The sequence below is a fragment of the Pseudomonas sp. AM4(2022) genome (genome assembly GCF_036346515.1).
Lineage (GTDB): Bacteria > Pseudomonadota > Gammaproteobacteria > Pseudomonadales > Pseudomonadaceae > Aquipseudomonas > Aquipseudomonas paracarnis.
The window spans coordinates 102,292-128,865 of sequence record NZ_JAOTNW010000004.1 but is presented as its reverse complement, the minus strand read 5'-3'; the positions used below and the strand labels follow the sequence as shown (position 1 = coordinate 128,865).

The window sequence follows — 26,574 nt, the reverse complement described above, 5'->3', positions numbered from 1 at the left end:
CGTCCCCCTCGCTCCTACATGATGTCTTTACGGCGCTCGGCGGCCAGCTGTTCGGCCAGCGCATCAACACCTTCCACCGGCTCCTGCGGCATACGCTTGAGTGTCGCCTGCATCAGGCGCATCTGACGGATAAAGCGCCGGCAGTTCGGGCAGAACATCAAGTGATGACGCACCAGCAGACGCTCCCGAAAGGTCAATTGCCCATCGAGGTAGTCACTGGAACGCGCTACTTGCTCTTTACAGGTCAACATTCGCCCGTTTCCTCAAAATGCTCCACCGTGGCGAAGACTTTAAGCCGTGCTCGATGCAACAGCACACGGACGTTGGAGAGTGAAAGGGTCAGAAGATTACAGATTTCTTCCAGTTCCAGGCCCTGGCGTTCACGCAGTACCAGCACACTGCTTTGCAATTCAGACAAACTCAGAATCGTATGCTCCAGGCACTTGCGCAATTCATCTTCGGTCAGCAGCGCTTCCGGGGTGTCCTGGTGCCAAGCGTAAGGGGCGACAGCCCAATGGCCATCATCCGGGCTGAAGCGGTCATCGCCAATAGTGCCGTGGGGTGAGGGCAAATCGTCGAGCAGCACTTCCCGACGATTTTGTTTGTAACGGCTCTTTGCGGAGTTGGCAGTGATCGTCAACAGCCAGGTCTTGAGGCTCGATCGCCCTTCGAACTTGGCCAGGTTGCGCACCACCGAGAGCCAGGCATCCTGCACCACCTCATCGGCGTGGCGCTGGCCGACGATGGCATAGGCCACTGCACGCATTGCACTCTGGTAAGTGTTGACCAATTCCTTATAAGCCCGCTGCTCACCCTTGAGCAGGCGTTCAAGCAGGTGCGCGTCGTCCGCTGCTGCCATCGTTTACCTCAATCTTGCCGTGGAAATACGGTCAATGTGGGAGCTGGCTTGCCTGCGATCCAGACAACTCGGTGATTCAGGCACACCGAGCCGATGCCTTCGCAGGCAAGCCAGCTCCCACAGTTGACCGCGTCCGGCCACACACTCAGCGTTTGCGCAGGATCACACTGCCAATCGAATACCCGGCGCCAAAGGAGCTGAGTACGGCAACCGCGCCCTTGGGCAGGTCATCCTGATAAGTGTGGAACGCAATCACCGAGCCGGCCGAGCTGGTATTGGCGTAAGTATCAAGGATCACCGGTGCTTCTTCCACCGACGCGTCGCGCCCCAGCAGTTTCTTCACGATCAGGTGGTTCATGCTCAGGTTGGCCTGGTGGAGCCAGAAACGCTTCACATCAGTGACACTCAGCTGGTTTTCTGCCAAGTGCTCGCCGATCAATTCGGCCACCATCGGGCAGACATCACGGAACACCTTGCGGCCTTCCTGCACGAACAGCTTGTCGGGGGCGCCGATGCCCTCTTCCGCCGTGCGGTTGAGGAAGCCGAAGTTGTTGCGGATGTTGTTGGAAAACTTGGTCAGCAACTTGGTGCTCACCACATCGAACTGATGCTCGGACGTCGCCAGGTCAGCACGCTCCAGGATCACCGCCGTGGCGGCATCACCGAAGATGAAGTGGCTGTCACGGTCACGAAAGTTCAGGTGGCCGGTGCAGACTTCCGGGTTGACCATCAGAATCGCCCGGGCCTGGCCCAACTGGATGCTGTTGGCCGCGTTCTGGATACCGAAGGTGGCCGAGGAACACGCCACGTTCATGTCGAAACCGAAGCCCTGGATACCCAGGGCTTCCTGGACTTCGATGGCGATCGCCGGGTAAGCGCGTTGCAGGTTGGAGCAGGCGACGATGACGCCGTCGATGTCGGCGGCGGTCTTGCCGGCGCGCTGCAGGGCGTGTTCGGCGGCACCGATGGCCATCTGGCAAAGCACCGACCATTCGTCGTTGCTGCGCTCGGGCAGCCGTGGAGCCATGCGCTGCGGATCGAGGATGCCGTCCTTGTCCATCACAAAACGGCTCTTGATGCCGGATGCCTTTTCAATGAATGCCGCGCTCGACTCGGTCAGCGCCTGCACATCGCCACGTTCGATAGCGGCGGCGTTGTCGGCGTTGAACTGTTGTACGTAGGCATTGAAAGACTCCACCAGCTCTTCGTTGGAAATGCTGTTGGCCGGGGTGTACAGGCCAGTGCCGCTGATGACGACGTTATGCACGGTCGTTCCTCTAAATCTGTCAGGCAGAAGATATTGGTACCGTCGTACCAAACTTAAAGTGGTTTGATGTCATCCAGCGGGCATCAAACTGGCAATGCTTTTATTCAATCTTGTAACCGCGAAGTTTGCCACAACACTGGGGATTTGGCGCTATAGGCCAGACAAACACCCAGCTGTAGGGGCGAGCTCGCTCGCGAAAAACTCATAGGCGCCGCGTTTATCCAGGAAACACGCGTTATCGTTGACGTTTTTCGCGAGCAAGCTCGCTCCTACAGGTGGGTAAGGGCTTCAGGGATCTACCTGGCTCCATTGCTTGCTCAGGCGCTTATCGGAAATCGGTACCTTGGTGCCCAACTGCTGGGCAAACAGCGACACTCGGTATTCCTCCAGCCACCAGCGGTACAGCTCCAGTTGCGGGTCGCGCTTGCCTTCCTGGGTGTGTTTGTTCAGGCGGTTCTGGTACTGCGCCCACAGGCCGCCCAATTCGCTGCTCCACACACGGTCCTTTTGCACCTGGCTCGGCAGTTTTTCCAGGCGCAGCTCGATGGCCTTAAGGAAACGCGGCAGTTCCTTGAACCACTGGGCCGGGGTCTCCCGCACAAAACCTGGGTACACCAGGTTGCTCAGTTGCTGCTTGATATCGTTCAAGGCTACGGCCTGGGCCAGGTCGATCTTGCCCTTGAAGCGTTTTTGCAGGCCGTGCCAGAGTTTCAGCACCTCCAGGGTCAGGCGTGCCAGGCGTTCGGCGTGCTCAGTCCAAGTGCCGCGCTTGCGTTCAGCCAAGGCCGCCAGGCCAGCGCCATCCCTTGGCAGGCTGGCTTCGCCTTCGAGTACGCAGGTGTCGAGGCTGGCCAGCAGGATGTCTTCCACCAGCGCGTCGATACGCCCCAATTCGCGGTACATCAAGCCCAGTTCGGTCAGCCCCGGCAATTTGCCGCGCAGGAATTTCGCCGGTTCCGCCAATTGCTGCATCAGCAGGCGCTGCAAGGCGCGACGGTGCTGGAACTCGGCTTCGGCGGCGGTAGAGAAACGTCCCTCCTTGACCGTGCCGTTCTCTTCCACCAGTGCCGGGTACACCGTCATCGACAGGCCGGCGATGTTCTGCTGGGTCTTTTGCGCCACCGCCGCAAACACCTTGGCCTCTACCGGCTGCTGGCTTTTCGCGGTTTGCGGCACGGCCAAGGCGGCCTGGCTGGCTTCGGCGAACCGTGCGGTCAGCTCAGCCAGGTCACGGCCTTCGCCAAGGAACTTGCCCTGGCCGTCGACCACTTCCAGGTTCATCTTCAGGTGGTTTTCCACCTGTTGCGCCGCCTCGGCCCACGCCTCATCGCTGACCCGCGCACCGGTCATGCGCAGCAATTCACGTCCCAGCGCCTGGGGCAACGAGCCCTGGCCGAATTCCATGCGTTGCAGCGCGGCCTTGACGAAGTCCGGCACCGGTACGAAGTTTTTGCGCAACGCCTTGGGCAAGTTGCGCACCAGGGCGATGCACTTAGCCTCGATCAACCCCGGCACCAGCCACTCCAGGCGCTCGGCTGGCAACGCCGGCAACAACGGCGCCGGCACCCGCAGGGTCACGCCGTCACGGGGGTGGTTGGGTTCGAAGTGGTAACTCAAGGCCAGGGCCAGGTCGCCCAGGTGCAAGGTGTCCGGGTAATGCGCGGCGGTGACTTCACTGGCCTCGCGGGCCAGTACGTCTTCTTCACGCATGATCAACAGTTGCGGGTCTTTCTGGCTGTTGACCTTGTACCAACTGTCAAAGGTGGCGGTCTGGTGAATCTCTGCGGGCAGGCGCGCATCGTAGAAGGCGTACAGGGTTTCTTCGTCGGCCAGGATGTCGCGACGGCGAGCCTTGGCTTCCAGCTCGTCGAGTTGCTCCAGCAGTTTCTGGTTGGCCGTCAGGCACTTGGCACGGGACTGAATCTCGCCGCGCACCAGGCCTTCACGGATAAACAGCTCGCGGGACACCACCGGGTCAATCGGCCCGTAATGCACCGGCCGGCGCCCGACCACGATCAGCCCGAACAGGGTGATCTGTTCAAAGGCCACCACTTGGCCGCGCTTCTTCTCCCAATGGGGTTCGAAGTGGTTTTTCTTGATCAGGTGCCCGGCCAGCGGCTCGATCCAGTCGGCGTCGATTTTCGCCACCATACGTGCATAGAGCTTGGTGGTCTCCACCAGTTCGGCGGTCATCAGCCATTGCGGGCGCTTCTTGCCGATACCCGAAGACGGGTGAATCCAGAAGCGACGCTGGCGCGCTCCGAGGTAATCGCCGTCTTCGGTCTTCTGGCCGATCTGGCTGAGCAGGCCGGACAACACGGCTTTATGCAGCTTCGGATAGTCGGCGGGCTCTTTGTTGAGGCTCAGCTGCATGTCGCGGCAGATCAGGCTCAATTGACGATGGGAGTCGCGCCACTCGCGCAGGCGCAAGTAGTTGAGGAAGTTTTTGCGGCACCAGTTGCGCAACGGGCTGGCGGTCAGTTCCTGGCGCTGCTCCTCGAAACCGCGCCACAGGTTGACCAACCCGGCGAAGTCCGAATCCGGATCTTTCCACTGCGCGTGGGCCTGGTCGGCCGCTTGTTGACGCTCTGGTGGGCGCTCGCGCGGATCCTGGATCGACATGGCGCTGGCGACGATCAACACTTCCTGCAAACTGCCGAGCTTGGCCGCTTCCAGCAACATGCGACCCATGCGCGGGTCCACCGGCAAGCGGGCGAGCTGGCGGCCCAGCGGTGTGAGCTGGCTGTTGCGGTCCACCGCCGAGAGTTCTTGCAGCAGGTTGAAACCGTCGCTGATGGCCTTGCCATCCGGCGGTTCGATAAACGGGAAATCGGTGATCTCGCCCAGGCGCAGGTGCAGCATCTGCAGGATCACGGCGGCGAGGTTGGTGCGCAGGATCTCCGGGTCGGTAAATTCCGGGCGCGCGATAAAATCTTCTTCGCTGTACAAGCGCACGCAAATGCCCGGCTCAACCCGGCCGCAACGGCCTTTACGCTGGTTGGCGCTGGCTTGGGAAATCGCCTCAATGGGCAAACGCTGCACTTTGGCGCGGTAGCTGTAGCGGCTGATGCGCGCCGTGCCGCTGTCGATCACATAGCGAATGCCCGGCACGGTCAGCGAGGTTTCCGCGACGTTGGTCGCCAGTACCACGCGCCGGCCCGGGTGGGACTGGAAAATGCGCTGCTGCTCGGCCGGCGACAGCCGTGCGTACAACGGCAAAATCTCGGTGTGCTTGAGCTGGGCCTTGCGCAGCATATCGGCCGCGTCACGAATCTCGCGCTCGCCGGGTAAAAACACCAACACATCGCCTGGGCTGCGCCGTTCGCTGCGCTCATAGGCGGCGATTTCATCGAGGGTGGCGAGGATCGCCTGGTCGACGGTCAGGTCGTCCTCGACGCGGTTGCCCTCCTCGTCCTGTTCCAGGGTGAGTGGGCGATACCAGGTGTCCACCGGGAAGGTACGGCCCGACACCTCGACGATCGGCGCATCGTCGAAGTGCTTGGAAAAGCGCTCCAGGTCGATGGTGGCCGAGGTGATGATGACTTTCAGGTCGGGGCGGCGCGGCAACAGGGTCTTGAGGTAGCCGAGCAGGAAGTCGATGTTCAGGCTGCGTTCGTGGGCTTCGTCGACGATGATCGTATCGTAGCGTTCCAGGTAACGGTCGTTCTGGGTTTCGGCCAGCAGGATGCCGTCGGTCATCAGCTTGATCAGGGTGTTGGCATCGCTCTGGTCTTCAAAGCGCACTTGATAGCCGACCAACGCGCCCAATGGTGTGGCCAGTTCTTCAGCGACGCGGCTGGCGACACTGCGCGCGGCGATCCGACGTGGCTGGGTATGACCGATCAGGCCGAACTGGCCGCGGCCGATTTCCAGGCAGATTTTCGGCAACTGCGTGGTTTTACCCGAGCCGGTCTCACCGGCAATGATCAGCACCTGGTGTTTATTGAGCGCGTCCTTGATCTCATCGCGCTTGGCGGCAATCGGCAGGCTGTCGTCATAGCGAATCACCGGCAGGCTGGCGCGCCGCGCCGTGACCTGCGCGCACGATGCCTGCATGCGCGCCACCCACTGCGCCAGCTTCTCCTCGTCGGGCTTCTTGCGCAGCTCAAGCAACTGGCGCCGCAAGCGGTGGCGGTCTGCGAGCATGGCGTGATCGAGGGTTTTGAGCAGTTGGTCGATGGTGGGTGCTTGGTCTGTCATCAGCTATTTCGACGGTCATCTATTTATGCACGGCCGGCAAGTGTGGCAGAAAAGCAGCCCATCTGGCAGGCAGTTGAGCTTCAACGGGTGTAAACCGAACCAAAATGTGGGAGCGGGCTTGCTCGCGAAAGCGGTGTGTCAGTCACAGATGTATCAACTGAACCACCGTATTCGCGAGCAAGCCCGCTCCCACAGGGGCAATAGGTTAAAGCGGGTCTTTGCGGCGGTAGGGGAATACGTCGATCACCTTACCGGCACGAATCGCGTCCTGCAGGCCTTTCCAGTAATCAGCGTTGTACAGCTCGCCATGCAGCTCATCGAACAATCTGCGTTGCCCGGCGTCGGCAAACAGGAACGGCGGGAACTCCTCGGGGAACACATCCAGCGGGCCGATGGAGTACCAGGGCTCGGAGGCCATTTCATCCTCGGGGGTGCGCGGCGCGGGGATATGGCGAAAGTTGGCTTCGGTGAGAAAGCAGATTTCGTCGTAGTCGTAGAACACCACGCGGCCGTGGCGGGTGACGCCAAAGTTCTTCAGCAGCATGTCGCCGGGGAAGATATTCGCTGCCGCCAGTTGCTTGATCGCCAGGCCGTAATCCTCCAATGCTTCGCGCACCTGGGCGGGGTTGGCGTTGTCGAGGTAGAGGTTGAGCGGGGTCATGCGTCGCTCGGTCCAGCAGTGGCGGATAAGCACGGTGTCGCCCTCCACTTCGACAGTACCGGCGGCGACTTCCAGCAACTCGGCCAGGCACTCGGGCTCGAACTTGCTCAAGGGGAAGCGGAAGTCGGCGAACTCCTGGGTATCGGCCATGCGCCCTACGCGGTCGACGCTTTTTACCAGGCGGTACTTTTCGATCACCGTGGCGCGGTTGACGTTTTTCGACGGCGAGAAGCGGTCCTTGATGATCTTGAACACCGTATTGAAACCCGGCAGCGTGAACACGCTCATGACCATGCCGCGCACGCCGGGGGCCATGATGAACTGGTCATCGGTGGTGGCCAGGTGGTTGATCAGCGCGCGGTAGAACTCGGATTTGCCGTGCTTGTAGAAACCGATGGAGGTGTACAGCTCGGCAATGTGCTTGCCCGGCAGGATGCGCTTGAGAAAGCCGATGAATTCTGCTGGCACGGGCACGTCGACCATGAAATAGGAACGGGTGAACGAGAAGATGATCGACACGTCGGCTTCGTCGGTGATCAACGCATCGATCTGGATGCCACGCCCTTCGCGATGCAGCAGCGGAATCACCAGCGGCCATTGTTCGTCGCGGGTGTAGATGCGCCCCACGAGGTAGGCGCCTTTGTTGCGGTACAGCACCGAGGAAAACAACTCGACTTTGAGGTCCGGGTCCTTGCACACCCAATCCGGCAGGTTTTCCCGCAACTGGGCTTCGAGACGGCGCAGGTCGGCGGGCAGGTCGGCGTAGGGCTCGCTGAAGCTGTAGTCAGAGAAAACCTGTGCGAGCATGTCCGCTATTTTACCGGCCGGCGTGTAGATACGGGTTTGCGCCGCCCGCGCCCGGCGCAGACTCGGTCGGGTGGTGTGGATGAACATGCAGCCGTCGCTGATCAGGTCATGGCTGAACAGGCCGCAGAAGATCGAGTTGTACCAGGTCTCGGACAGTTCATCGTCAAAACGCAGATCGATCAGGCCGATATAGGCGCTTTTTACCAGGGGCCACTGGCCGATGTCCTGCAACGCTGCAGGGTCAAAACTGGCGCGCAGGCGGGTCGTGACCTCAGCGACTTTCTCTTCATAGAGGTTGATGCGCGCGGCCGACGCGGCCTGCCCCTGCTGCCACTGGGCCTTCTCGAAACGCTCACGGGCGCCATCGGTGATCTGGCGGAAGTGCTCACGGTAATCGTCGAAACCGTCGAGGATCATCCGGGCGATAGCGAGGGCGGACTGCGACATGCGGGAAACCTCGAACGGGTATCTGGAAGCCCAGAGCTTAGCCAGTGAACCGAGGCAGGAGAAGAATGATTTTGCGCAGGGGTGAACTGACTGCAATTAGCCATTGTGCCGACCTGCCCGCTGGGCAACACTTCTGCGCCCGATTGGCGTAGGAGTTTTCCGTGAGACCTGTTGACACCCTGTATCTGCTGGGGCTGGCTGCCATCTGGGGCGCGAGTTTCCTGTTCATGCGCATTATCGCGCCGGAAATCGGCACAGTGCCCACCGCGTTTTTCCGCGTGTCGATTGCCGCCGCGGGTTTATTGGTGATCCTGGCGATGATGCGCGTGAGCTGGGATTTCCAGGGCAAGTTCAAAACCGTTTTGCTGCTGGGGGTGATCAACTCCGGGATTCCGGCGACCATGTATTCAGTGGCGGCGCAGGTACTGCCGGCGGGTTATTCGGCGATTTTCAACGCCACCACACCGCTGATGGGCGTGCTGATTGGCGGATTGTTTTTCAGCGAACGCCTGACGCCGTCGAAAATCGCAGGTGTCGCCTTGGGGCTGTTTGGCGTTGCCGTGCTCACGCGTGCGGGGCCGGTGGCCTTTGATCTGGAATTATTGATGGGCGCATTGGCGTGCCTGCTGGCAACCACCTGCTATGGCTTTGCCGGTTTCCTGGCGCGGCGTTGGCTGGACCAGCGCGGCGGGTTGGACAGCCGCCTCTCGGCCTTGGGCAGCATGTTGGGGGCGACGTTGTTCCTGTTGCCGTTCTTTGCCTACAGCGCCATCAGCCATCCACCGGCGAGCTGGGGCGGCTGGCAGGTGTGGTCGTCGCTGCTGGGGTTGGGGCTGGTGTGTACGGCGTTTGCCTACATCCTGTACTTCCGCCTGCTGTCATCCATTGGCCCGGTCAAGTCGATGACCGTGACCTTTATGATCCCGCCGTTCGGCGTGTTGTGGGGGGCGCTGCTGTTGGATGAGCCATTGTCCATGGCCCATCTGTATGGCGGGGTGTTGATTGCCGGGGCGTTGTGGTTGGTGCTGCGCCCGCAAAAACTGTAGGAGCGCCCCTGTGGCGAGGGAGCTTGCTCCCGCTCGACTGCGTAGCAGTCGCAAGCTCCTGGGGGTGCTTCGCACCCCAGCGCAAGCAAGCTTGCTCGCCACAGCAAGCTCGCTCCTACAGGGGGTGGTTTTTAGTTCTTACGGAACACGAAGATCAAACCGACGATGATCAACGCCATTCCCAGCACGCTCAACAGCGCCAGACGATTGCCGAAGATCAGGTAATCCATCACCGCGGTTACCGCCGGCACCAGATAGAACAGACTGGTGACATTCACCAGGTTGCCCCGGGCGATCAGGCGGTACAGCAACAACGTCGCCAGCACGGACACCACCAGCCCCATCCACAGTACCGGCAGGTAAAAACGTGCACCGTGTTCAAAGTGGAACGGCTGGAACGGCACGAACACCGCGCACAGCAGCAACCCGGCCAGGTATTGCAGTGGCAGCGTGCCCAAGGGATTGTCGGTGATGCGTTTTTGCATGATCGAGCCAAACGTCATGCTCGCCAGCGCCAGCAGCCCGAACAGCATCCCCGCCAGGGACATGCCCGCCAGCCCGATGCCCTGATACACCACCATGATCAAGCCCGCCAACCCCAACCCCAGGCCGAACAGCCGGCGCCAGGAGCGTTGGCGCTCCATCAATACCACGGTAAGGATCGGCTGCACGCCCATGATGGTCGCCATCACCCCGGGGGTGACGTTGAGGTCCAGGGCCAGCAGATAGAAGATCTGGTAGGCCCCCAGCAGTACCAGGCCCGTCGCGGCCGCATACAGCAGGGGCTTGCCGGGACGTGGCAGCTTCAACTTGAGGATCGGTACCAGTACCACCAACCCCATCAGGGCGATGGCAAACCGGATCAACAGAAAGGCAAAGGGCGAAGCATGGGCAAGGCCTAACTTGGAGAAGATCGCCCCGCTGCTCCACAGCAAGACAAACAAGCTCGTCGAGGCCGCCGCGGCCACGGATTGTTTTGAAAGCACAGACATGGTTACCACCTGTTATCAGGCAAAAAAGCCGACTCAGTAAAAAACTGAATTTCAGTAGGTTTTTTTTCAGGCAGGCACGGGCAACAGCGAATCGCTGATCAGCCCGAAATGCCAACACCCGGCGGTGCTACGACTGCGTGCACCGGCGTGCTACTGACAGGTGGGGGGTAATGACTGATCTGCGCAGGCTGCTTGCCACGGCACGGCACGACCACAGCGTTGACCGCTGAATCGACTACCGCTATGCGCTGGGAAGCTGGCATGTGCTGATCTTTTTTGAAGGGATTAAGACGCGACGACTATAACCAGCCGCAAACATACTTTGCAATCCTTTCCCCCTTGCCTTGTACGTGGAGGCGTTTTCATGCCCTAGAACCTGGCCACTCGCTATAATGCTGCCCGGATTTTTCGAGGGATTTCACATGATTGCTTTGCCCTGGCTGTACCTCACCCTACTTTCCATTGGCTATGTCGTGGCTTTGATCTACGGCCAACTGGGCGTACTGGCGGCGGTATCCATCGCACTGCTGCTGGTGGCCGGGTACGCCGTGCGCCAGCAACGCAACCCTTGGGCGCGCTACCTGGGCCACGGCTTGTTTATTGTCCTGGCCTTGGGCCTGGCGATGCACTGGCTGCCGGGTTTCTATAACGGCCGCGGTATTGCGCCCCAGCGTTTTACTCCCGACTCAGTGCCCTTCTCGATGTACCTGAACCAGGACAAACCCCTGATCGGCTTCTGGCTGTTGCTGGCCTGCCCGTGGATCGTGGCGCGACGCTCATTGCGCCTGTCGATCTGCGTCACGGCCGTGGCGCTGACCCTGGCCGCCATCGCCGCCTTGGGTGGCGCGGCCCTGCTGGGGATGATCAGTTGGGCGCCCAAGTGGCCGGACGAGGCGTGGCTGTGGGTGTTGAACAACCTGCTGCTGGTGACGTTGGTCGAAGAAGCGCTGTTTCGCGGGTATATCCAGGGCGGTCTGAGCCAACGCTTCAAACACCTGCCCTATGGCGAGAACCTGGCGCTGCTGCTGGCCTCGCTGTTATTTGGCCTGGTGCATTTTGCTGCGGGGTGGCAGTGGATGCTGCTGGCGGGTATTGCCGGTGTGGGTTACGGCCTGGCGTATCGGTTCGGCGGGCTAGGCGCGGCGATTGCCACGCATTTTGGCTTGAATCTGTTGCACTTCGGGTTGTTTACCTACCCGATGCTCGCCAGCTAAGCATTTCTTACTGTAGGAGCGAGCTGTTGTGGCGAGGGAGCTTGCTCCCGCTGGGCTGCGAAGCGGCCCCAGAAAACTTGCGGGCGCTACGCACCCGAGCGGGAGCAAGCTCCCTCGCCACAGCCAGCCCACTGCTCCCAGGATTGTTGCAAAAATAAGTTAAATAAATGCCCCGCATGGCCGATACCCCCTGAAAGCCTTGCGGATTGAACAATCATGCGTAATAACCAACCCGTTACCCAGCGCGAACGTACCTTCCCCGCTCAGCAACGGTTGATCTCCACCACAGATGCCAAGGGTGTGATTACCTACTGCAACGACGCCTTTGTCGAAATCAGTGGGTTCACCCGCGAAGAACTGGTGCGCGCGCCACACAACCTGGTGCGTCACCCGGATGTGCCTCCGGCCGTGTTCGCGCATATGTGGTCCACGCTCAAACAAGGCTTGCCATGGATGGGCATTGTCAAGAATCGCTGCAAGACCGGTGACCACTATTGGGTTAACGCCTATGTGACGCCGGTCTTTGACGGTAACCAGGTGATCGGCTACGAATCGGTGCGCATCAAGCCCACCGCCGAGCAGATCCGCCGGGCCGAGGCGCTTTATCAACGCATCAACCAAGGCAAGTCGGCCGTTCCCCAGCGGGACAAATGGCTGCCGGTGTTGCAGGACTGGCTGCCGTTTATCCTGGTCAGCCAGTTGAGCTTCATGATCGGCGCCACCCTCACCTCCCAATGGGGTTTTGCCCTGGCAGCGGCGCTGTCGGTGCCATTGGGCCTGCTGGGCCTGAGCTGGCAGCAGCGCGGCCTCAAGCGTTTGCTGCGCCTGGCCGAACAGACCACATCCGACCCGTTGATCGCGCAGATGTACACCGACAGCCGTGGCGCACAGGCGCGCCTGGAAATGTCGATCCTCAGCCAGGAAGCGCGTCTGAAGACCTGCCTTACCCGCCTGCAGGACACAGCCGAGCACCTCAACGACCAGGCCGCGCAGTCCAACACCCTGGCGCACAACAGCTCCAGCGGCCTGGAACGCCAGCGCGTGGAAACCGAACAGGTGGCCACTGCGGTAAACCAGATGGCGGCGACCACCCAGGAAGTGGCCAGCCACGTGCAGCGCACCGCCGACGCCACCCAGGAAGCCAACCGCCTGACCGGGCGCGGCCGCGATATCGCCGGGGAAACCCGCGAGGCGATTCAGCGTCTTTCGGCAGCCGTTGGGGAGACCGGTGTGACCGTCACGCAACTGGCCAAAGACAGCGATGAAATCGGCGGTGTGGTCGACGTGATCAAAGGCATTGCCGACCAGACCAACCTGCTGGCACTCAACGCCGCTATCGAAGCCGCGCGGGCCGGTGAGATGGGCCGTGGTTTTGCAGTGGTCGCCGATGAAGTGCGCCAACTGGCGCAGCGTACGGCCGAATCCACCGGGCAGATCCATACCCTGATCGCCAAGCTGCAACACACCGCAGCTGCGGCCGTGCAAACCATGGACGCCGGGCACCGTCAGGCTGAAGAAGGTGTAGCGCGGGTGATGGAAGCGGACCAGGCGTTGGTGGGCATCAGTGAGGCGGTGGCCAATATCACCGACATGACCACTCAGATCGCAGCCGCAACCGAGGAGCAAAGTGCGGTGGCCGAGGAGATCAGCCGCAACATCAGCACCATTGCGCTGTTGGCGGACCAGACTTCAGAGCAGGCCATGAACTCGGCGCAACTGAGTGAAGAGTTGACGCATACCGCCAATACCCAGTATTCGCTGGTGGAGCGTTTTAACCGATAAACCACTGTGGCGAGGGAGCTTGCTCCCGCTGGAGTGCGAAGCGCTCCCAAGACTTTTGGGGCCGCTGCGCAGCCCAGCGGGAGCAAGCTCCCTCGCCACAGGTTTCATTCAAGACTCAGCAAAAAACTCGACACCTGCACCGCCGCCGCGTCCAGATGCTGCTCATGGGTAAATCCCGACGCCTTCAACGGCTTCAAATCATGATCCCCCGCCACCAGCCACATCAGCTCGATGTTCGGCGACAAGTCATACCCCTCAACCGCCGCTCGATTGCCTAGCGCATCGCGCTCACCCTGCACAATCAACGTCGGCGCCTTCAGCCCGGCCAGATGCTCGACCCGTGGTTTCTCCGGTTTACCCACCGCATAGAAGGGATAACCCAGGCACACCAGCCCGTCAGCACCCAACTCATCAGCCAAAAGACTCGCCATCCGCCCGCCCATGGACTTGCCGCCAATCGCCAGTTTCCCAGCGACATGACGTCGCACCTGGGCATGCACCTCGCGCCAGCCTTCCAGCAGTTTCGGTGCCGGATTCGGCGGGCGTTTGCCGCCGTCCATACGGCGCTGGGCCATGTAGGCAAACTCGAAGCGCAATACGCTCACGCCATGCCCGGCAAGGCGTGCAGCCATGTCGTTCATGAACGCCGAGTCCATCGGCGCGCCGGCGCCGTGGGCCAGGATCAGCGTGACCGGCTCACCCGACGTCGTGCCCGCAGCGACATCCCACAACCAGCCGTGTTCCCGTACACACTGCGCCCATTGATCCCCGTCAATACTGGCCTTGTGCTCTTTGCCCATGCTTGCCTCGCTTTTTAGTCTGCCTATAACTCCAGCCCAAGTGCCGCACTTGCTTGGGTTGAACCGTGGATGGGGAACCATGAACACTACTTTAAGTACCGCCTATAACTACAAGGTGGTCCGCCAATTCGCCATTATGACGGTGGTGTGGGGCATCGTCGGCATGGGGCTCGGGGTTTTTCTCGCCGCCCAATTGGTTTGGCCTGCGCTCAACTTCGATTTGCCTTGGACCAGCTTCGGCCGCCTGCGCCCTTTGCACACCAACGCGGTGATCTTCGCGTTCGGTGGCTGTGCGCTATTCGCCAGCTCCTTTTACTCGGTGCAACGCACCTGCCAGACGCAGCTGTTCGCGCCGAAAGTCGCCGCGTTCTGCTTCTGGGGCTGGCAGCTTGTGATCCTGCTGGCCGCGATCAGCCTGCCACTGGGCTACACCAGCTCCAAGGAATACGCCGAGCTGGAATGGCCGATCGACATCCTGATCACCATCGTCTGGGTCGCCTACGCCATCGTGTTCTTCGGCACGATCATGAAACGCAAGACCAAGCACATCTATGTGGGCAACTGGTTCTTCGGTGCGTTCATCATCACCGTGGCCATTTTGCATATCGTCAACAACCTGGAAATCCCGGTCAGCCTGACCAAGTCCTACTCGCTGTACGGCGGTGCGACGGATGCCATGGTGCAGTGGTGGTATGGGCATAACGCAGTAGGCTTTTTCCTCACTGCGGGCTTCCTCGGCATGATGTACTACTTCGTGCCCAAGCAGGCCGAACGCCCGGTGTATTCATATCGCTTGTCCATCGTGCACTTCTGGGCGCTGATCACCCTGTACATCTGGGCCGGCCCTCACCACTTGCACTACACCGCCTTGCCGGACTGGGCGCAGTCCCTGGGCATGGTGATGTCACTGGTGCTGCTGGCGCCAAGCTGGGGCGGCATGATCAACGGCATGATGACCCTCTCGGGCGCCTGGCATAAGCTGCGCAGCGACCCGATCCTGCGCTTCCTCGTTGTCTCCCTGGCCTTCTACGGCATGTCGACCTTCGAAGGCCCGATGATGGCGATCAAGACCGTCAACGCCCTCTCCCACTACACCGACTGGACCATCGGCCACGTACACGCCGGGGCGCTGGGTTGGGTGGCGATGATCTCCATCGGCGCGCTGTACCACATGATCCCGAAAATCTTCGGTCGCGAGCAGATGTACAGCCTCGGCCTGATCAACGCGCACTTCTGGCTGGCCACCATCGGCACCGTGCTCTACATCGCCTCGATGTGGGTCAACGGCATCGCCCAGGGCCTGATGTGGCGTGCGGTCAACGAAGACGGCACCCTCACCTACTCCTTCGTCGAAACCCTGGTGGCCAGCCACCCAGGCTTCATCGTGCGTCTGGTGGGCGGTGCGATCTTCCTCAGCGGCATGTTCCTGATGGCTTACAACACATGGCGCACCGTGCGTTCGGCGCAACCTGCCGAAGTCACCGCTGCCGCGCAAATGGCCTGAGGAGTCGATGATGAAACACGAAACGATTGAAAAGAACGTCGGCCTGTTGATGCTGCTGATGGTGCTCGCCGTGAGCATCGGTGGCCTGACCCAGATCGTCCCGCTGTTCTTCCAGGACGTGACCAACAAGCCGGTGGAAGGCATGAAGCCCTACACCGCGCTGCAACTGGAAGGCCGCGACATCTACATCCGTGAAGGCTGCGTGCAGTGCCACTCGCAGATGATCCGCCCGTTCCGCGCCGAGACCGAGCGCTACGGCCACTACTCGGTGGCCGGCGAAAGTGTGTGGGACCACCCGTTCCTGTGGGGTTCCAAGCGTACCGGGCCCGACCTGGCCCGCGTCGGCGCACGCTACTCGGACGACTGGCACCGCGCGCACTTGTACAACCCGCGCAACGTGGTGCCGGAGTCGAAAATGCCGGCCTACCCCTGGCTGGTCACCGCCGCTGTCGACAGCAGCCACACCGAGACCAAATTGAAAGTGATGCGCACCCTCGGCGTGCCGTACACCGACGACGACATCAATGGCGCAGTCGCCAGCCTCAAAGGCAAGACCGAGATGGACGCGCTGGTTTCCTACCTGCAAGTGCTCGGCACTGCCATCAAGAGCAAGAGGTGAGCCATGGGATTTGAATTCGATGCGGGCACCATCCGCGGCCTGGGCACGCTGGTCGTCGCCATCGCCTTTATCGGCCTGTCGCTGTGGGTATTCAACAACCGCCGCAACGCGGAATTCGAGCAAGCGCGCCTGCTGCCGTTTGCCGATGAACCTTCCCCACTCGACGCTCAAGCAGAGCCAGCCACAAGGAGCACTCGGCCATGACTACGTTTTGGAGTACATGGATCTGCGTACTGACCCTGGGCAGCCTGGTCGGCCTGACCTGGCTGTTGGTCGGCACCCGCAAGGGCGAGACCAAGGGCAGCGTCGACCAGACCATGGGCCACGCCTTCGACGGTATCGAGGAGTACGACAACCCGCTGCCCCAGTGGTGGTTCATGTTGTTCGCCGGCACCCTGGTGTTTGCCGTCGGCTACCTGATCCTCTACCCGGGCCTGGGCAACTGGAAAGGTGTACTGCCGGGTTATGAGGACGGCTGGACCCAGACCAAGGAATGGGACAAGGAAATGGCCAAGGCCGACGCCAGGTTCGGGCCGATCTTCGCCAAGTTCGCGGCCATGCCGGTGGAAGAAGTCGCCAAGGACCCGCAAGCGTTGAAGATGGGCGGTCGCTTGTTCGCCTCCAACTGCGCGGTATGCCACGGCTCGGACGCCAAGGGCGCCTATGGTTTCCCCAACCTGGCGGACAGCAACTGGCGCTGGGGCGGTTCAGCTGAGGCCATCAAGGCCACCATCCTGAACGGTCGCCACGCGGCGATGCCGGCCTGGGGCGAAGTGCTGGGCGAGGACGGGGTGAAAAACGTCGCCGCCTATGTGCGCCACGACCTGGCCAAGCTGCCCTTGCCGGCGGACAACACCGCTGACCTGGCCGCCGGCCAAGCCGCATTCAGCACCACCTGCGTGGCTTGCCATGGCCCACAAGGCCACGGCGTGGAAGCCATGGGCGCGCCCAACCTGACCGAGCCTGCAGGGTTTATCTACGGCACCAGCCTGGCGCAGTTGCAGCAGACCATCCGCCATGGTCGCCAGGGCCAGATGCCGGCCCAGGAGGTGCTGCAGGGTAATGACAAGGTGCATCTGCTGGCGGCTTACGTGTACAGCTTGTCCCATAACGCTGAAGGTGCAACGCCAGACAGCCAACCGCAGTAAAAGCTCTACCTGTGGCGAGGGAGCTTGCTCCCGCTGGAGTGCGAAGCGCTCCCACGATTTTGGGGCCGCTGCGCAGCCCAACGGGAGCAAGCTCCCTCGCCACAGGCATAAGTCGCGACCAAGTGTCGCACCCCTTCCAAGCCCACCTTTCCCCTCCTCCTATTCGGGTCTACGCTTGTTCCCACAGTGGACCATTCCGGGCCTACGCGACGGTAGCCGTTGCGCCCTTGAAATTTCCTGTCCACTCGATCAGCTTTCTATTTTGGATTTTGTCCCTACGCCAAACATGGAAAGGGCGCAGAATCTGGCGTGGAACGCATTGATCCAGGTCAGCCGTTGCGTTGCAATGGCCCCTCGCTTTCTACATACTTGCGACCGATTTTACCTATAAAAAAACCTAAACCGTGGAACCTTAGAATGAGCACAGCAATCAGTCCGACTGCTTATAACTATAAGGTAGTCCGCCAGTTCGCCATCATGACGGTGGTCTGGGGGATCCTTGGCATGGGGCTCGGGGTGTTCATCGCCTCGCAACTGGTTTGGCCGCAATTGAATTTCGACCTGCCCTGGACGACCTTCGGCCGCCTGCGCCCACTGCACACCAACTTGGTGATCTTCGCCTTCGGCGGATGTGCACTGTTTGCCACCTCCTACTATGTCGTGCAGCGCACCTGCCAGACGCGACTGATTTCCGATGGCCTTGCTGCCTTCACCTTCTGGGGCTGGCAGGCGGTCATCGTCGGCGCCATCATCAGCCTGCCCCTGGGCTACACCACCACCAAGGAATACGCCGAGCTGGAATGGCCGATCGCCATTTTGCTTGCCATCGTGTGGGTGACCTACGGCCTGGTGTTCTTCGGCACCATCGTCAAGCGCAAGACCAAGCACATCTACGTGGGCAACTGGTTCTACGGGGCCTTTATCGTGGTCACGGCGATGCTGCACATCGTCAACCACGCCTCCCTGCCGGTGAACCTGTTCAAGTCCTATTCGGCCTATTCCGGCGCAACGGACGCGATGATCCAGTGGTGGTACGGCCACAACGCCGTAGGCTTCTTCCTCACCACCGGCTTTCTGGGGATGATGTACTACTTCGTGCCCAAGCAGGCCGAGCGCCCGATCTATTCTTATCGCCTGTCCATCGTGCACTTTTGGGCACTGATTACCCTGTACATCTGGGCCGGCCCTCACCACTTGCACTACACCGCCTTGCCGGATTGGGCACAGTCCCTGGGCATGGCGATGTCGATCATCCTGCTGGCGCCAAGCTGGGGCGGCATGATCAACGGCATGATGACCCTCTCGGGCGCCTGGCATAAGCTGCGCACCGACCCGATCCTGCGGTTTTTGGTGGTGTCTCTGGCGTTCTACGGCATGTCGACCTTCGAAGGGCCGATGATGGCGATCAAGACCGTCAACTCGCTGTCCCACTACACCGACTGGACCATCGGCCACGTGCACGCCGGCGCACTGGGCTGGGTAGCGATGATCTCCATCGGCGCGCTGTACCACATGATCCCCAAACTGTTCGGCCGCGTGCAGATGCACAGCGTCGGGCTGATCAATGCGCACTTCTGGCTGGCGACCATCGGTACCGTGCTGTACATCGCTTCGATGTGGGTCAACGGCATCACCCAGGGCCTGATGTGGCGTGCGATCAACGATGACGGCACCCTCACCTACTCCTTCGTCGAAGCGCTGCAAGCCAGCCACCCGGGCTTTATCGTACGTGCCCTGGGCGGTGCGTTCTTTGCCAGCGGCATGCTGTTGATGGCCTACAACGTCTGGCGCACCGTGCGTGCCAGCGACCCTGTAGAAGCCGAAGCCGCCGCCAAGATCGCCGTTGTGGGAGCTCACTGATGAAGCATGAAGTAGTCGAGAAGAACATCGGCCTGCTGGCCTTCTTCATGGTCATCGCCGTGAGCATCGGCGGCCTGACCCAAATCGTCCCACTGTTTTTCCAGGACGTGACCAACAAGCCGGTCGAAGGCATGAAGCCGCGCACCGCCCTTGAACTGGAAGGCCGCGACGTCTACATCGCCAACGGTTGTGTGGGCTGCCATTCGCAGATGATCCGCCCGTTCCGCGCCGAAACCGAACGCTACGGCCACTATTCGGTCGCCGGTGAAAGCGTGTGGGACCACCCGTTCCTGTGGGGCTCCAAGCGCACCGGCCCAGACCTGGCCCGTGTGGGCGGGCGTTACTCCGATGACTGGCAGCGTGCGCACTTGTACAACCCGCGCAACGTGGTGCCGGAGTCGAAAATGCCGGCGTACCCGTTCCTCGTGGAAAACAAGCTCGACGGCAAGGACACCGCGAAGAAGATGGAAGTCTTGCGCACCCTGGGCGTGCCCTACACCGACGAAGACATCGCCGGTGCGGCCGACGCCGTGAAGGGCAAGACCGAAATGGACGCATTGGTGGCCTACCTGCAAGGCCTTGGCACCATCATCAAAAGCAAACGGTGACCTTCATGGATATCGGGATGATTCGTGGCCTGGGCACCGTTGTGGTGATGGTGGCCTTTATCGGCCTGGCGTTGTGGGTGTTCAGCCCACGGCGCAAGTCGGAGTTTGACGACGCGACCATGCTGCCCTTTGCAGATGACCCCGAAGCCATCAAGCACGTCGAGCAAGCTTCTAGGAGTAACAAAGAATGACTACGTTCTGGAGTCTGTACGTCACAGTCCTCAGTCTGGGTACCATCTTCGCCCTGACCTGGCTGCTGCTGTCGACCCGCAAGGGCCAGCGCACCGAGCAGACGGACGAGACCGTTGGCCACTCGTTCGACGGCATCGAGGAGTACGACAACCCGCTGCCCAAGTGGTGGTTCATGCTGTTTGTCGGCACCATCGTCTTCGCCCTTGGCTACCTGGTGCTCTACCCTGGCCTCGGTAACTGGAAGGGCCTGCTGCCTGGCTACAACTACCTCGACAACGACAAGCAAACCCCGTTCGCCAACGGCCAGACCGGCTGGACCGGCGTGCACGAATGGGAAAAGGAAATGGCCAGGTCGGAGGCCAAGTTCGGGCCGATCTTCGCCAAATTCGCGTCGATGCCGATTGAGGAAGTCGCCAAGGACCCGCAAGCCTTGAAGATGGGCGGTCGCCTGTTCGCCTCCAACTGCTCGGTGTGCCACGGCTCCGACGCCAAGGGCGCCTACGGCTTCCCCAACCTGACCGACGCCGACTGGCGCTGGGGTGGCGAACCCAACACCATCAAGGAAACCATCATGAAAGGCCGCCACGCGGTGATGCCGGGCTGGGCCGAAGTCATCGGCGAGCAAGGCGTGGCTGACGTGGCGGGCTTTGTGGTAACCAACCTCGACGGCCGCAAACTGCCGGAAGGCGCCAAAGCCGACGTGGCCAACGGCGAGAAACTCTTCGCCGCCAACTGCGTGGCCTGCCACGGCCCGGCCGGTAAAGGCACCCCAGCGATGGGCGCGCCCGACCTGACGCATCCGGGTGCGTTCATCTACGGTTCAAGCTTCGCGCAACTGCAGCAGACCATCCGTTATGGCCGCCAGGGCCAGATGCCGGCGCAGGAGCAGTTGCAGGGCAATGACAAGGTGCACTTGCTTGCGGCGTATGTGTATAGCTTGTCTCATGGGGATAAGAAGGCTGAGGAGCAGTAAGACCCCTGAAACAATGGAGCCCCGCGCAGCGAATGCTGGCGGGGCTTTGTTGTTTTAGCTGCGAACCTTTCAAAGCCAAATCTACCGTTCGTAGCCTCAACCTTGCCGCACGCACTCGCCAAGTAGTAACGTAACTACATTCAGTCCAGCGAAGGGGGAACTACCCCATGACCATCACGACCATTTCCAGCCGCGAATTCAATCAAGACACAAGCGGTGCCAAAAAAGCCGCCCGCAAAGGGCCGGTTTTTATCACTGATCGCGGCAAGCCTGCCCATGTACTGCTAAGCATTGAGGACTACCAGAAGCTGACAGGTCTGAATGCCGACATCGTTGACCTGTTGGTGATGCCGGAAGCGGCCGATATCGACTTCGAAACCGAACGTGCCGTGATCATTCATCGCCCCGTGGACTTTTCTTGATGTATTTACTCGACACGAATGTGATCTCTGAACTGCGTAAACCTCAGGCTGATGCAAATGTCGTGGCGTGGGCAAAAAGTGTGGTAGCGCCACGTATGTTTATTTCGGCGATCACGCTGAAGGAATTGGAAACCGGAGTCCTGCGAATTGAGCGGCGAGACCCGGCGCAGGGGAAGGTGTTGAGAGCCTGGCTCAAGCGTCATGTGATGCCCGCCTTTGATGCCAGAATCCTGCCCGTCGATGCAGCAGTCGCGTTGCGTTGCGCACACTTGCATGTACCCGACCGAGCCAACGAAAGCGATTCATTGATTGCCGCAACCGCGCTGGTTCACGGGCTTACCGTCGTCACGCGTAACATCAGCGACTTCAAATCGAGTGGCGTTGCACTGATCAATCCATGGGACGAATGACCGGCTTACCGACAAAAACCGTCCATACTTGCCAAGTCAATTGATCCAGGTCACGTACACCATCAATTGATTTCCCCCAACGCGACCAAAGGTCGCACCCTTTGCGCACCATCGGGGGCGTATCATTAGGCCACTGCAACACCCTTAATTTGACCCCGGCTGGCACGTACTGGCCGAGGCAAATCTCCACCGCCGTGGGATGCAATGATGAGCGACCAGATACCGGTACATGACGTTACCCCGCCTGCCAAAACCGTCGACCTCTACGCTTCGCGTGAGAAGATTTACACCCGCGCCTTCACTGGCTTGTTCCGCAACCTGCGCATGGTCGGCGGTGCCGCTCTGTTCCTGCTGTACTTTGGCACGGTGTGGCTGAACTGGGGTGGTCACCAGGCGGTGTGGTGGAACCTGCCGGAGCGTAAATTCTTTATTTTTGGTGCAACGTTCTGGCCCCAGGATTTCATCCTGCTGTCGGGCATTCTCATTGTGGCGGCCTTTGGCCTGTTCTTTATCACCGTATACGCCGGGCGCGTGTGGTGCGGTTATACCTGCCCGCAAAGCGTGTGGACATGGATCTTCATGTGGTGCGAAAAGGTCACCGAAGGCGACCGCAACCAGCGCATCAAGCTCGACAAGGCGCCCATGAGCGCCAACAAATTCCTGCGCAAGTTCAGCAAACACAGCCTGTGGCTGCTGATCGGCTTTGCCACCGGCATCACCTTCGTCGGCTACTTCTCGCCGATCCGCGAACTGGTATTCGATTTCTTCACCGGCCAGGCCGATGGCTGGTCGTATTTCTGGGTGGGTTTCTTCACCCTCGCCACCTACGGCAACGCCGGCTGGCTGCGCGAGCAGGTGTGCATCTACATGTGCCCCTATGCGCGCTTCCAGAGCGTGATGTTCGACAAGGACACCTTGATCGTGTCCTATGACCCGCGCCGTGGCGAAGTGCGTGGCCCACGTAAAAAGGGTACCGACTACAAGGCCCAGGGCCTGGGCGACTGCATCGACTGTACGATGTGCGTGCAGGTGTGCCCTACCGGCATCGATATCCGCGACGGGCTGCAGATCGAGTGCATCGGCTGCGCCGCCTGTATCGATGCCTGCGACAACATCATGGACAAGATGGAGTACCCACGCGGCCTGATCAGCTACACCACCGAACACAATCTGTCGGGGCAGAAAACCCATAAGCTGCGCCCGCGCTTGATCGGTTACGCCCTGGTGTTGCTGGCGATGATCAGCCTGTTGGTGGCCGCCTTCTTCATGCGCTCGCTGGTGGGTTTCGACGTCAGCAAGGACCGCGTGCTATACCGCGAAAACGCCGAAGGTCGCATCGAAAACGTCTACAGCCTGAAGATCATGAACAAAGACCAGCGCGACCACACCTACGTGCTCGACGCCGCTGGCCTGCCCGACCTCAAACTGCAAGGCCGGCGCGAAATCAAAGTGGCCGCCGGCGATATCGTCAGCATGCCGGTGGAGTTGTCGAGTGCGCCGGAGCAGTTGCCGTCGAGCACTAACGAGGTGACCTTCATCCTCGAAGACGCCGATGACACCAGCGTCCATATTGAAGCCAAGAGCCGATTCATCGGCCCACAAGTCCGTTAACAGGGAACACACGCATGCCCGCAACTACTGCCGCCAGCCCTTGGTACAAACACCTCTGGCCCTGGATCATCATCGCGATTCTGGCCTGTTCTGTGACCCTGACCTTGTCCATGGTGACCATCGCGGTGAATAACCCGGACAACCTGGTCAACGACAACTACTACGAGGCCGGCAAAGGCATCAACCGTTCCCTGGACCGCGAACGCCTGGCCCAGACCCTGCAACTGCGCGGCAAGCTGCACCTGGACGACCTGACCGGCGAGGTCGAGCTGCAACTGACTGGCTACAGCAATCCAAAAACCCTGGAGCTGAACCTGATCTCCCCGACCCAGCCAGAGAAGGATCGCAAGATCAACCTCACCCGCAGCGACAGTGAGCAAGGCCGCTACATCGGCCAGGTCACCGACAAGGTCGAAGGCCGGCGCTTTGTGGAATTGCTGGGGGTGGAAGGCGACAAGACCTGGCGCCTGTTCGAAGAAGAAGAGGTCAGCCACGACAAGGACTTGCTGCTGGGTGACGAACCGTTACAGGGCGCCGAAGACCTGAAGAAGTAGACGATGATCGTTCCCACGCTCTGCGTGGTAACGCCTTGCTGGACGCTCTGCGTCTGCTTTGTGACGCAGAGCGTCACGGGCAACATTCCCACGCAAAGCGTGGGAACGATCTACGGAACTGAGCAATGACCCAACCCACCCCCTGCTACCACTGCGCCCTACCCGTCCCCTCCGGCAGCCGGTTCACCGCCCTGATCTTGGGCGAACGCCGTGAACTCTGCTGCCCGGGCTGCCAGGCCGTGGCCGAGGCGATAGTGGCCGGCGGGCTGGAGAGCTATTACCAACACCGCAGCGAAGCCTCGGCCAACCCCGAGGCGCTGCCTGTGCAGTTGGTGGAGGAACTGGCGCTGTACGACCGCGCCGATGTGCAAGAACCCTTTGTCCGCCATCAAGGCGACCTGGCCGAAACCACCCTGCTAATGGAAGGCATCAGTTGCGCCGCCTGCGGCTGGTTGATCGAGAAACACCTGCGCAGCCTGCCTGCCGTGGCCGAAGCGCGATTGAACCTGTCCAACCACCGCCTGCACGTGCGCTGGGCCGATGGGCAATTGCCGTTGAGCCAACTGCTCAGCGAGCTGCGCCATATCGGTTACGCCGCCCACCCTTACCAGGCCGACCGCGCCGCCGAACAATTGGCCAGCGAGAATCGCCTGGCCCTGCGACAACTGGGGGTCGCTGGTTTGCTGTGGTTCCAGGCCATGATGGCAACCATGGCCACCTGGCCGGAATTCAATATCGACCTGAGCCCAGAATTGCACGTCATCCTGCGCTGGGTTGCGATGTTTCTAACCACGCCCATCGTGTTCTACAGCTGCGCGCCCTTCTTCAAAGGCGCCCTGCGTGACCTGCGCACGCGCCACCTGACCATGGACGTCTCGGTGTCCCTGGCGATTGGCGGCGCGTACCTGGCCGGCATCTGGACCGCGATCACCGGCGTGGGCGAACTGTATTTCGATGCCGTGGGCATGTTTGCCCTGTTCCTGCTGGCCGGGCGCTACCTTGAGCGCCGCGCCCGGGAACGCACCGCCGCAGCCACCGCCCAACTGGTCAACCTGTTGCCCGCCTCCTGCCTGCGCCTCAAGGACGATGGCCAGAGCGAACGCATCCTGCTCAGCGAGTTGGCGCTGGGGGATCGTGTGCTGGTGCATCCCGGTGCGGTGCTGCCGGCGGATGGGGTGATTCTCGACGGCCAATCCAGCATTGATGAATCCCTGCTGACCGGCGAGTACCTACCGCAACCTCGGCGCACGGGTGACAGCGTCACGGCTGGCACGCTGAATGTCGAAGGCGCGCTGACCGTCCAAGTGCGCGCCCTGGGGCATGACACGCGCTTGTCCGCCATCGTGCGCCTGCTGGAGCGCGCCCAGGCCGAGAAGCCGCGCCTGGCGCAAATCGCCGACCGCGCTGCGCAGTGGTTCTTGTTGTGCTCACTGATCGCCGCCGCGCTGATCGGCCTGCTGTGGTGGGAGCTGGACCCATCCCGAGCGTTCTGGATTGTGCTGGCGATGCTGGTGGCGACCTGTCCGTGCGCCCTGTCCCTGGCCACGCCCACCGCGCTCACCGCCGCCACCGGCACCTTGCACAGTCTCGGGTTGCTGCTGACCCGCGGCCATGTGCTCGAGGGCCTGAACCAGATTGATACGGTGATTTTCGACAAGACCGGCACCCTCACCGAAGGGCGCCTGGCGTTGCGCGCCATTCGGCCCTTGAGTGCGCTGGACAGCGACCAATGCCTGGGCCTTGCCGCCGCCCTGGAGAACCGTTCCGAACACCCGATTGCCCGTGCCTTCGGCCGTGCGCCGCTGGCCGCTGATGAAGTGCTGAGCACTCCAGGCCTGGGCCTGGAAGGTCGTGTGGGAGAACGTCTGTTGCGCATCGGCCAGCCGGGTTTTGTCTGTGAACTCAGTGGCTGCGCGATTCCCGCCTCGCCGGACGAGGCCGGGCAATGGCTGCTGCTGGGCGACCGCAGCGGGGCGCTGGCCTGGTTCGTACTGGATGACCGTCTGCGCAACGACGCCCCCGCCTTGCTGGCCGCATGCAAGGCGCGGGGCTGGCGCACGCTGTTGCTCTCCGGCGACAGTTCGCCGATGGTGGCCAGTGTCGCCTCTGAGCTGGGTATCGACGAAGCCCACGGCAGCCTGCGCCCTGACGACAAGCTGCAGGTACTGCAAAACCTGCACAAAGAAGGTCGCAAAGTGCTGATGCTCGGCGATGGGGTCAACGATGTGCCAGTGTTGGCGGCTGCCGATATCAGTGTGGCGATGGGCTCGGCCACGGACCTGGCGAAAACCAGCGCCGATGCGGTGCTGTTGTCCAACCGCCTGGATGCGCTGGTGCAGGCCTTCAGCCTGGCGCGGCGTACTCGCCGAGTGATCATCGAGAACCTGTTGTGGGCCGGGTTGTACAATGGGCTTATGCTGCCGTTTGCGGCCCTGGGTTGGATCACTCCGATCTGGGCGGCGATCGGCATGTCCCTCAGTTCGTTGACCGTGGTGCTCAACGCGTTGCGCCTCACTCGCCTGCCGAGCACGCAAGCCCCGGGCACCGCCCCAGCAACCCGCCCGCTGCCGGCCTGAGCCGCGCGGGCATGGAGTACAG

The 26,574-nt window shown here is 61.2% G+C and carries 23 protein-coding genes; 16 read left to right on the top strand and 7 right to left on the bottom strand.

The genetic code is table 11. The annotated features are described in order from the left end of the window. Nucleotides 1-14 precede the first annotated feature (14 nt). The 5 genes from ODQ19_RS07245 to aceK form a co-directional block, all read right to left on the bottom strand. On the bottom strand, nt 15-251 hold the full coding sequence (locus tag ODQ19_RS07245) for an anti-sigma factor family protein (protein WP_014719432.1): 237 nt from the start codon (nt 249-251) through the stop codon (nt 15-17). After that, nucleotides 245-859 (bottom strand): RNA polymerase sigma factor, encoded by a 615-nt coding sequence (locus ODQ19_RS07240; RefSeq protein ID WP_116667034.1) that lies wholly within the window; start codon nt 857-859, stop codon nt 245-247. Before ODQ19_RS07240 ends, ODQ19_RS07245 begins: the two co-directional genes overlap by 7 nt. 145 nt (nt 860-1,004) lie before the next feature. Then, on the bottom strand, nt 1,005-2,126 hold the full coding sequence (locus tag ODQ19_RS07235) for a beta-ketoacyl-ACP synthase III (protein WP_330209685.1): 1,122 nt from the start codon (nt 2,124-2,126) through the stop codon (nt 1,005-1,007). 288 nt (nt 2,127-2,414) lie between these two features. Continuing rightward, nucleotides 2,415-6,326: an ATP-dependent RNA helicase HrpA gene (gene hrpA / locus ODQ19_RS07230; RefSeq protein ID WP_330209684.1), complete on the bottom strand. Its 3,912-nt coding sequence runs from the start codon at nt 6,324-6,326 to the stop codon at nt 2,415-2,417. A gap of 205 nt (nt 6,327-6,531) precedes the next feature. After that, the gene (aceK, locus tag ODQ19_RS07225; RefSeq protein ID WP_003193146.1) at nt 6,532-8,241 is read right to left on the bottom strand and encodes a bifunctional isocitrate dehydrogenase kinase/phosphatase; all 1,710 of its coding nucleotides are present in this window, start codon (nt 8,239-8,241) and stop codon (nt 6,532-6,534) included. Nucleotides 8,242-8,402: 161 nt separating this feature from the next. Here aceK and ODQ19_RS07220 point away from each other — a divergent pair, with 161 nt between their 5' ends. Next, nucleotides 8,403-9,287: a DMT family transporter gene (locus ODQ19_RS07220; protein ID WP_197883817.1), complete on the top strand. Its 885-nt coding sequence runs from the start codon at nt 8,403-8,405 to the stop codon at nt 9,285-9,287. A gap of 131 nt (nt 9,288-9,418) precedes the next feature. On the opposite strand, the gene ODQ19_RS07215 is transcribed toward ODQ19_RS07220, so the two are convergent. Continuing rightward, nucleotides 9,419-10,279 carry a DMT family transporter gene (locus ODQ19_RS07215; protein WP_330209683.1) on the bottom strand — a complete coding sequence of 287 codons (861 nt, stop codon included), beginning with the start codon at nt 10,277-10,279 and terminating at the stop codon, nt 9,419-9,421. 422 nt (nt 10,280-10,701) lie between these two features. Here ODQ19_RS07215 and ODQ19_RS07210 point away from each other — a divergent pair, with 422 nt between their 5' ends. Next, a complete protein-coding gene (locus tag ODQ19_RS07210; protein ID WP_330209682.1) occupies nt 10,702-11,493 on the top strand; it encodes a CPBP family intramembrane glutamic endopeptidase in 792 nt (263 codons plus the stop codon). A 216-nt stretch (nt 11,494-11,709) separates the two neighbouring features. Next, the gene (locus tag ODQ19_RS07205; RefSeq protein WP_014719440.1) at nt 11,710-13,275 is read left to right on the top strand and encodes a methyl-accepting chemotaxis protein; all 1,566 of its coding nucleotides are present in this window, start codon (nt 11,710-11,712) and stop codon (nt 13,273-13,275) included. Between the two features lie 104 nt (nt 13,276-13,379). Here the strand turns inward: ODQ19_RS07205 and ODQ19_RS07200 are convergent, their stop codons facing one another. Then, nucleotides 13,380-14,075 carry an alpha/beta family hydrolase gene (locus ODQ19_RS07200; protein ID WP_330209681.1) on the bottom strand — a complete coding sequence of 232 codons (696 nt, stop codon included), beginning with the start codon at nt 14,073-14,075 and terminating at the stop codon, nt 13,380-13,382. Nucleotides 14,076-14,154: 79 nt separating this feature from the next. Here ODQ19_RS07200 and ccoN (ODQ19_RS07195) point away from each other — a divergent pair, with 79 nt between their 5' ends. The 13 genes from ccoN (ODQ19_RS07195) (at nt 14,155) to ODQ19_RS07135 (ending at nt 26,552) form a co-directional block, all read left to right on the top strand. Next, a complete protein-coding gene (ccoN, locus tag ODQ19_RS07195) occupies nt 14,155-15,579 on the top strand; it encodes a cytochrome-c oxidase, cbb3-type subunit I (RefSeq protein WP_003193158.1) in 1,425 nt (474 codons plus the stop codon). Between the two features lie 10 nt (nt 15,580-15,589). Next, nucleotides 15,590-16,198 (top strand): cytochrome-c oxidase, cbb3-type subunit II, encoded by a 609-nt coding sequence (gene ccoO / locus ODQ19_RS07190; RefSeq protein WP_003193159.1) that lies wholly within the window; start codon nt 15,590-15,592, stop codon nt 16,196-16,198. Nucleotides 16,199-16,201: 3 nt separating this feature from the next. After that, on the top strand, nt 16,202-16,402 hold the full coding sequence (locus tag ODQ19_RS07185; RefSeq protein WP_330209680.1) for a cbb3-type cytochrome oxidase subunit 3: 201 nt from the start codon (nt 16,202-16,204) through the stop codon (nt 16,400-16,402). Next, nucleotides 16,399-17,346 (top strand): cytochrome-c oxidase, cbb3-type subunit III, encoded by a 948-nt coding sequence (gene ccoP / locus ODQ19_RS07180; protein ID WP_330209679.1) that lies wholly within the window; start codon nt 16,399-16,401, stop codon nt 17,344-17,346. Before ODQ19_RS07185 ends, ccoP (ODQ19_RS07180) begins: the two co-directional genes overlap by 4 nt. 417 nt (nt 17,347-17,763) lie before the next feature. Continuing rightward, complete coding sequence (gene ccoN / locus ODQ19_RS07175; protein ID WP_014719443.1) at nt 17,764-19,206, top strand: cytochrome-c oxidase, cbb3-type subunit I; 1,443 nt, start codon at nt 17,764-17,766, stop codon at nt 19,204-19,206. After that, on the top strand, nt 19,206-19,814 hold the full coding sequence (gene ccoO / locus ODQ19_RS07170) for a cytochrome-c oxidase, cbb3-type subunit II (protein ID WP_213632336.1): 609 nt from the start codon (nt 19,206-19,208) through the stop codon (nt 19,812-19,814). Before ccoN (ODQ19_RS07175) ends, ccoO (ODQ19_RS07170) begins: the two co-directional genes overlap by 1 nt. A 5-nt stretch (nt 19,815-19,819) precedes the next feature. Then, a complete protein-coding gene (locus ODQ19_RS07165) occupies nt 19,820-20,005 on the top strand; it encodes a CcoQ/FixQ family Cbb3-type cytochrome c oxidase assembly chaperone (protein WP_003193169.1) in 186 nt (61 codons plus the stop codon). Then, on the top strand, nt 20,002-20,979 hold the full coding sequence (gene ccoP / locus ODQ19_RS07160) for a cytochrome-c oxidase, cbb3-type subunit III (protein WP_032895838.1): 978 nt from the start codon (nt 20,002-20,004) through the stop codon (nt 20,977-20,979). Before ODQ19_RS07165 ends, ccoP (ODQ19_RS07160) begins: the two co-directional genes overlap by 4 nt. A 167-nt stretch (nt 20,980-21,146) precedes the next feature. Next, a complete protein-coding gene (locus ODQ19_RS07155; protein WP_034128400.1) occupies nt 21,147-21,401 on the top strand; it encodes a type II toxin-antitoxin system Phd/YefM family antitoxin in 255 nt (84 codons plus the stop codon). Beyond that, nucleotides 21,401-21,811, top strand: coding sequence for a type II toxin-antitoxin system VapC family toxin (locus ODQ19_RS07150; RefSeq protein ID WP_073527185.1), 411 nt, complete (start codon nt 21,401-21,403; stop codon nt 21,809-21,811). The genes ODQ19_RS07155 and ODQ19_RS07150 overlap by 1 nt, the downstream gene beginning before the upstream one ends. Before the next feature lie 207 nt (nt 21,812-22,018). Continuing rightward, nucleotides 22,019-23,422: a cytochrome c oxidase accessory protein CcoG gene (gene ccoG, locus ODQ19_RS07145; protein ID WP_034128398.1), complete on the top strand. Its 1,404-nt coding sequence runs from the start codon at nt 22,019-22,021 to the stop codon at nt 23,420-23,422. Nucleotides 23,423-23,436: 14 nt separating this feature from the next. Continuing rightward, nucleotides 23,437-23,976, top strand: a complete 540-nt coding sequence (locus ODQ19_RS07140; RefSeq protein ID WP_116667044.1) for a FixH family protein — start codon at nt 23,437-23,439, stop codon at nt 23,974-23,976. 125 nt (nt 23,977-24,101) lie between these two features. Beyond that, on the top strand, nt 24,102-26,552 hold the full coding sequence (locus tag ODQ19_RS07135; protein WP_330209678.1) for a heavy metal translocating P-type ATPase: 2,451 nt from the start codon (nt 24,102-24,104) through the stop codon (nt 26,550-26,552). Nucleotides 26,553-26,574: the final 22 nt, after the last annotated feature.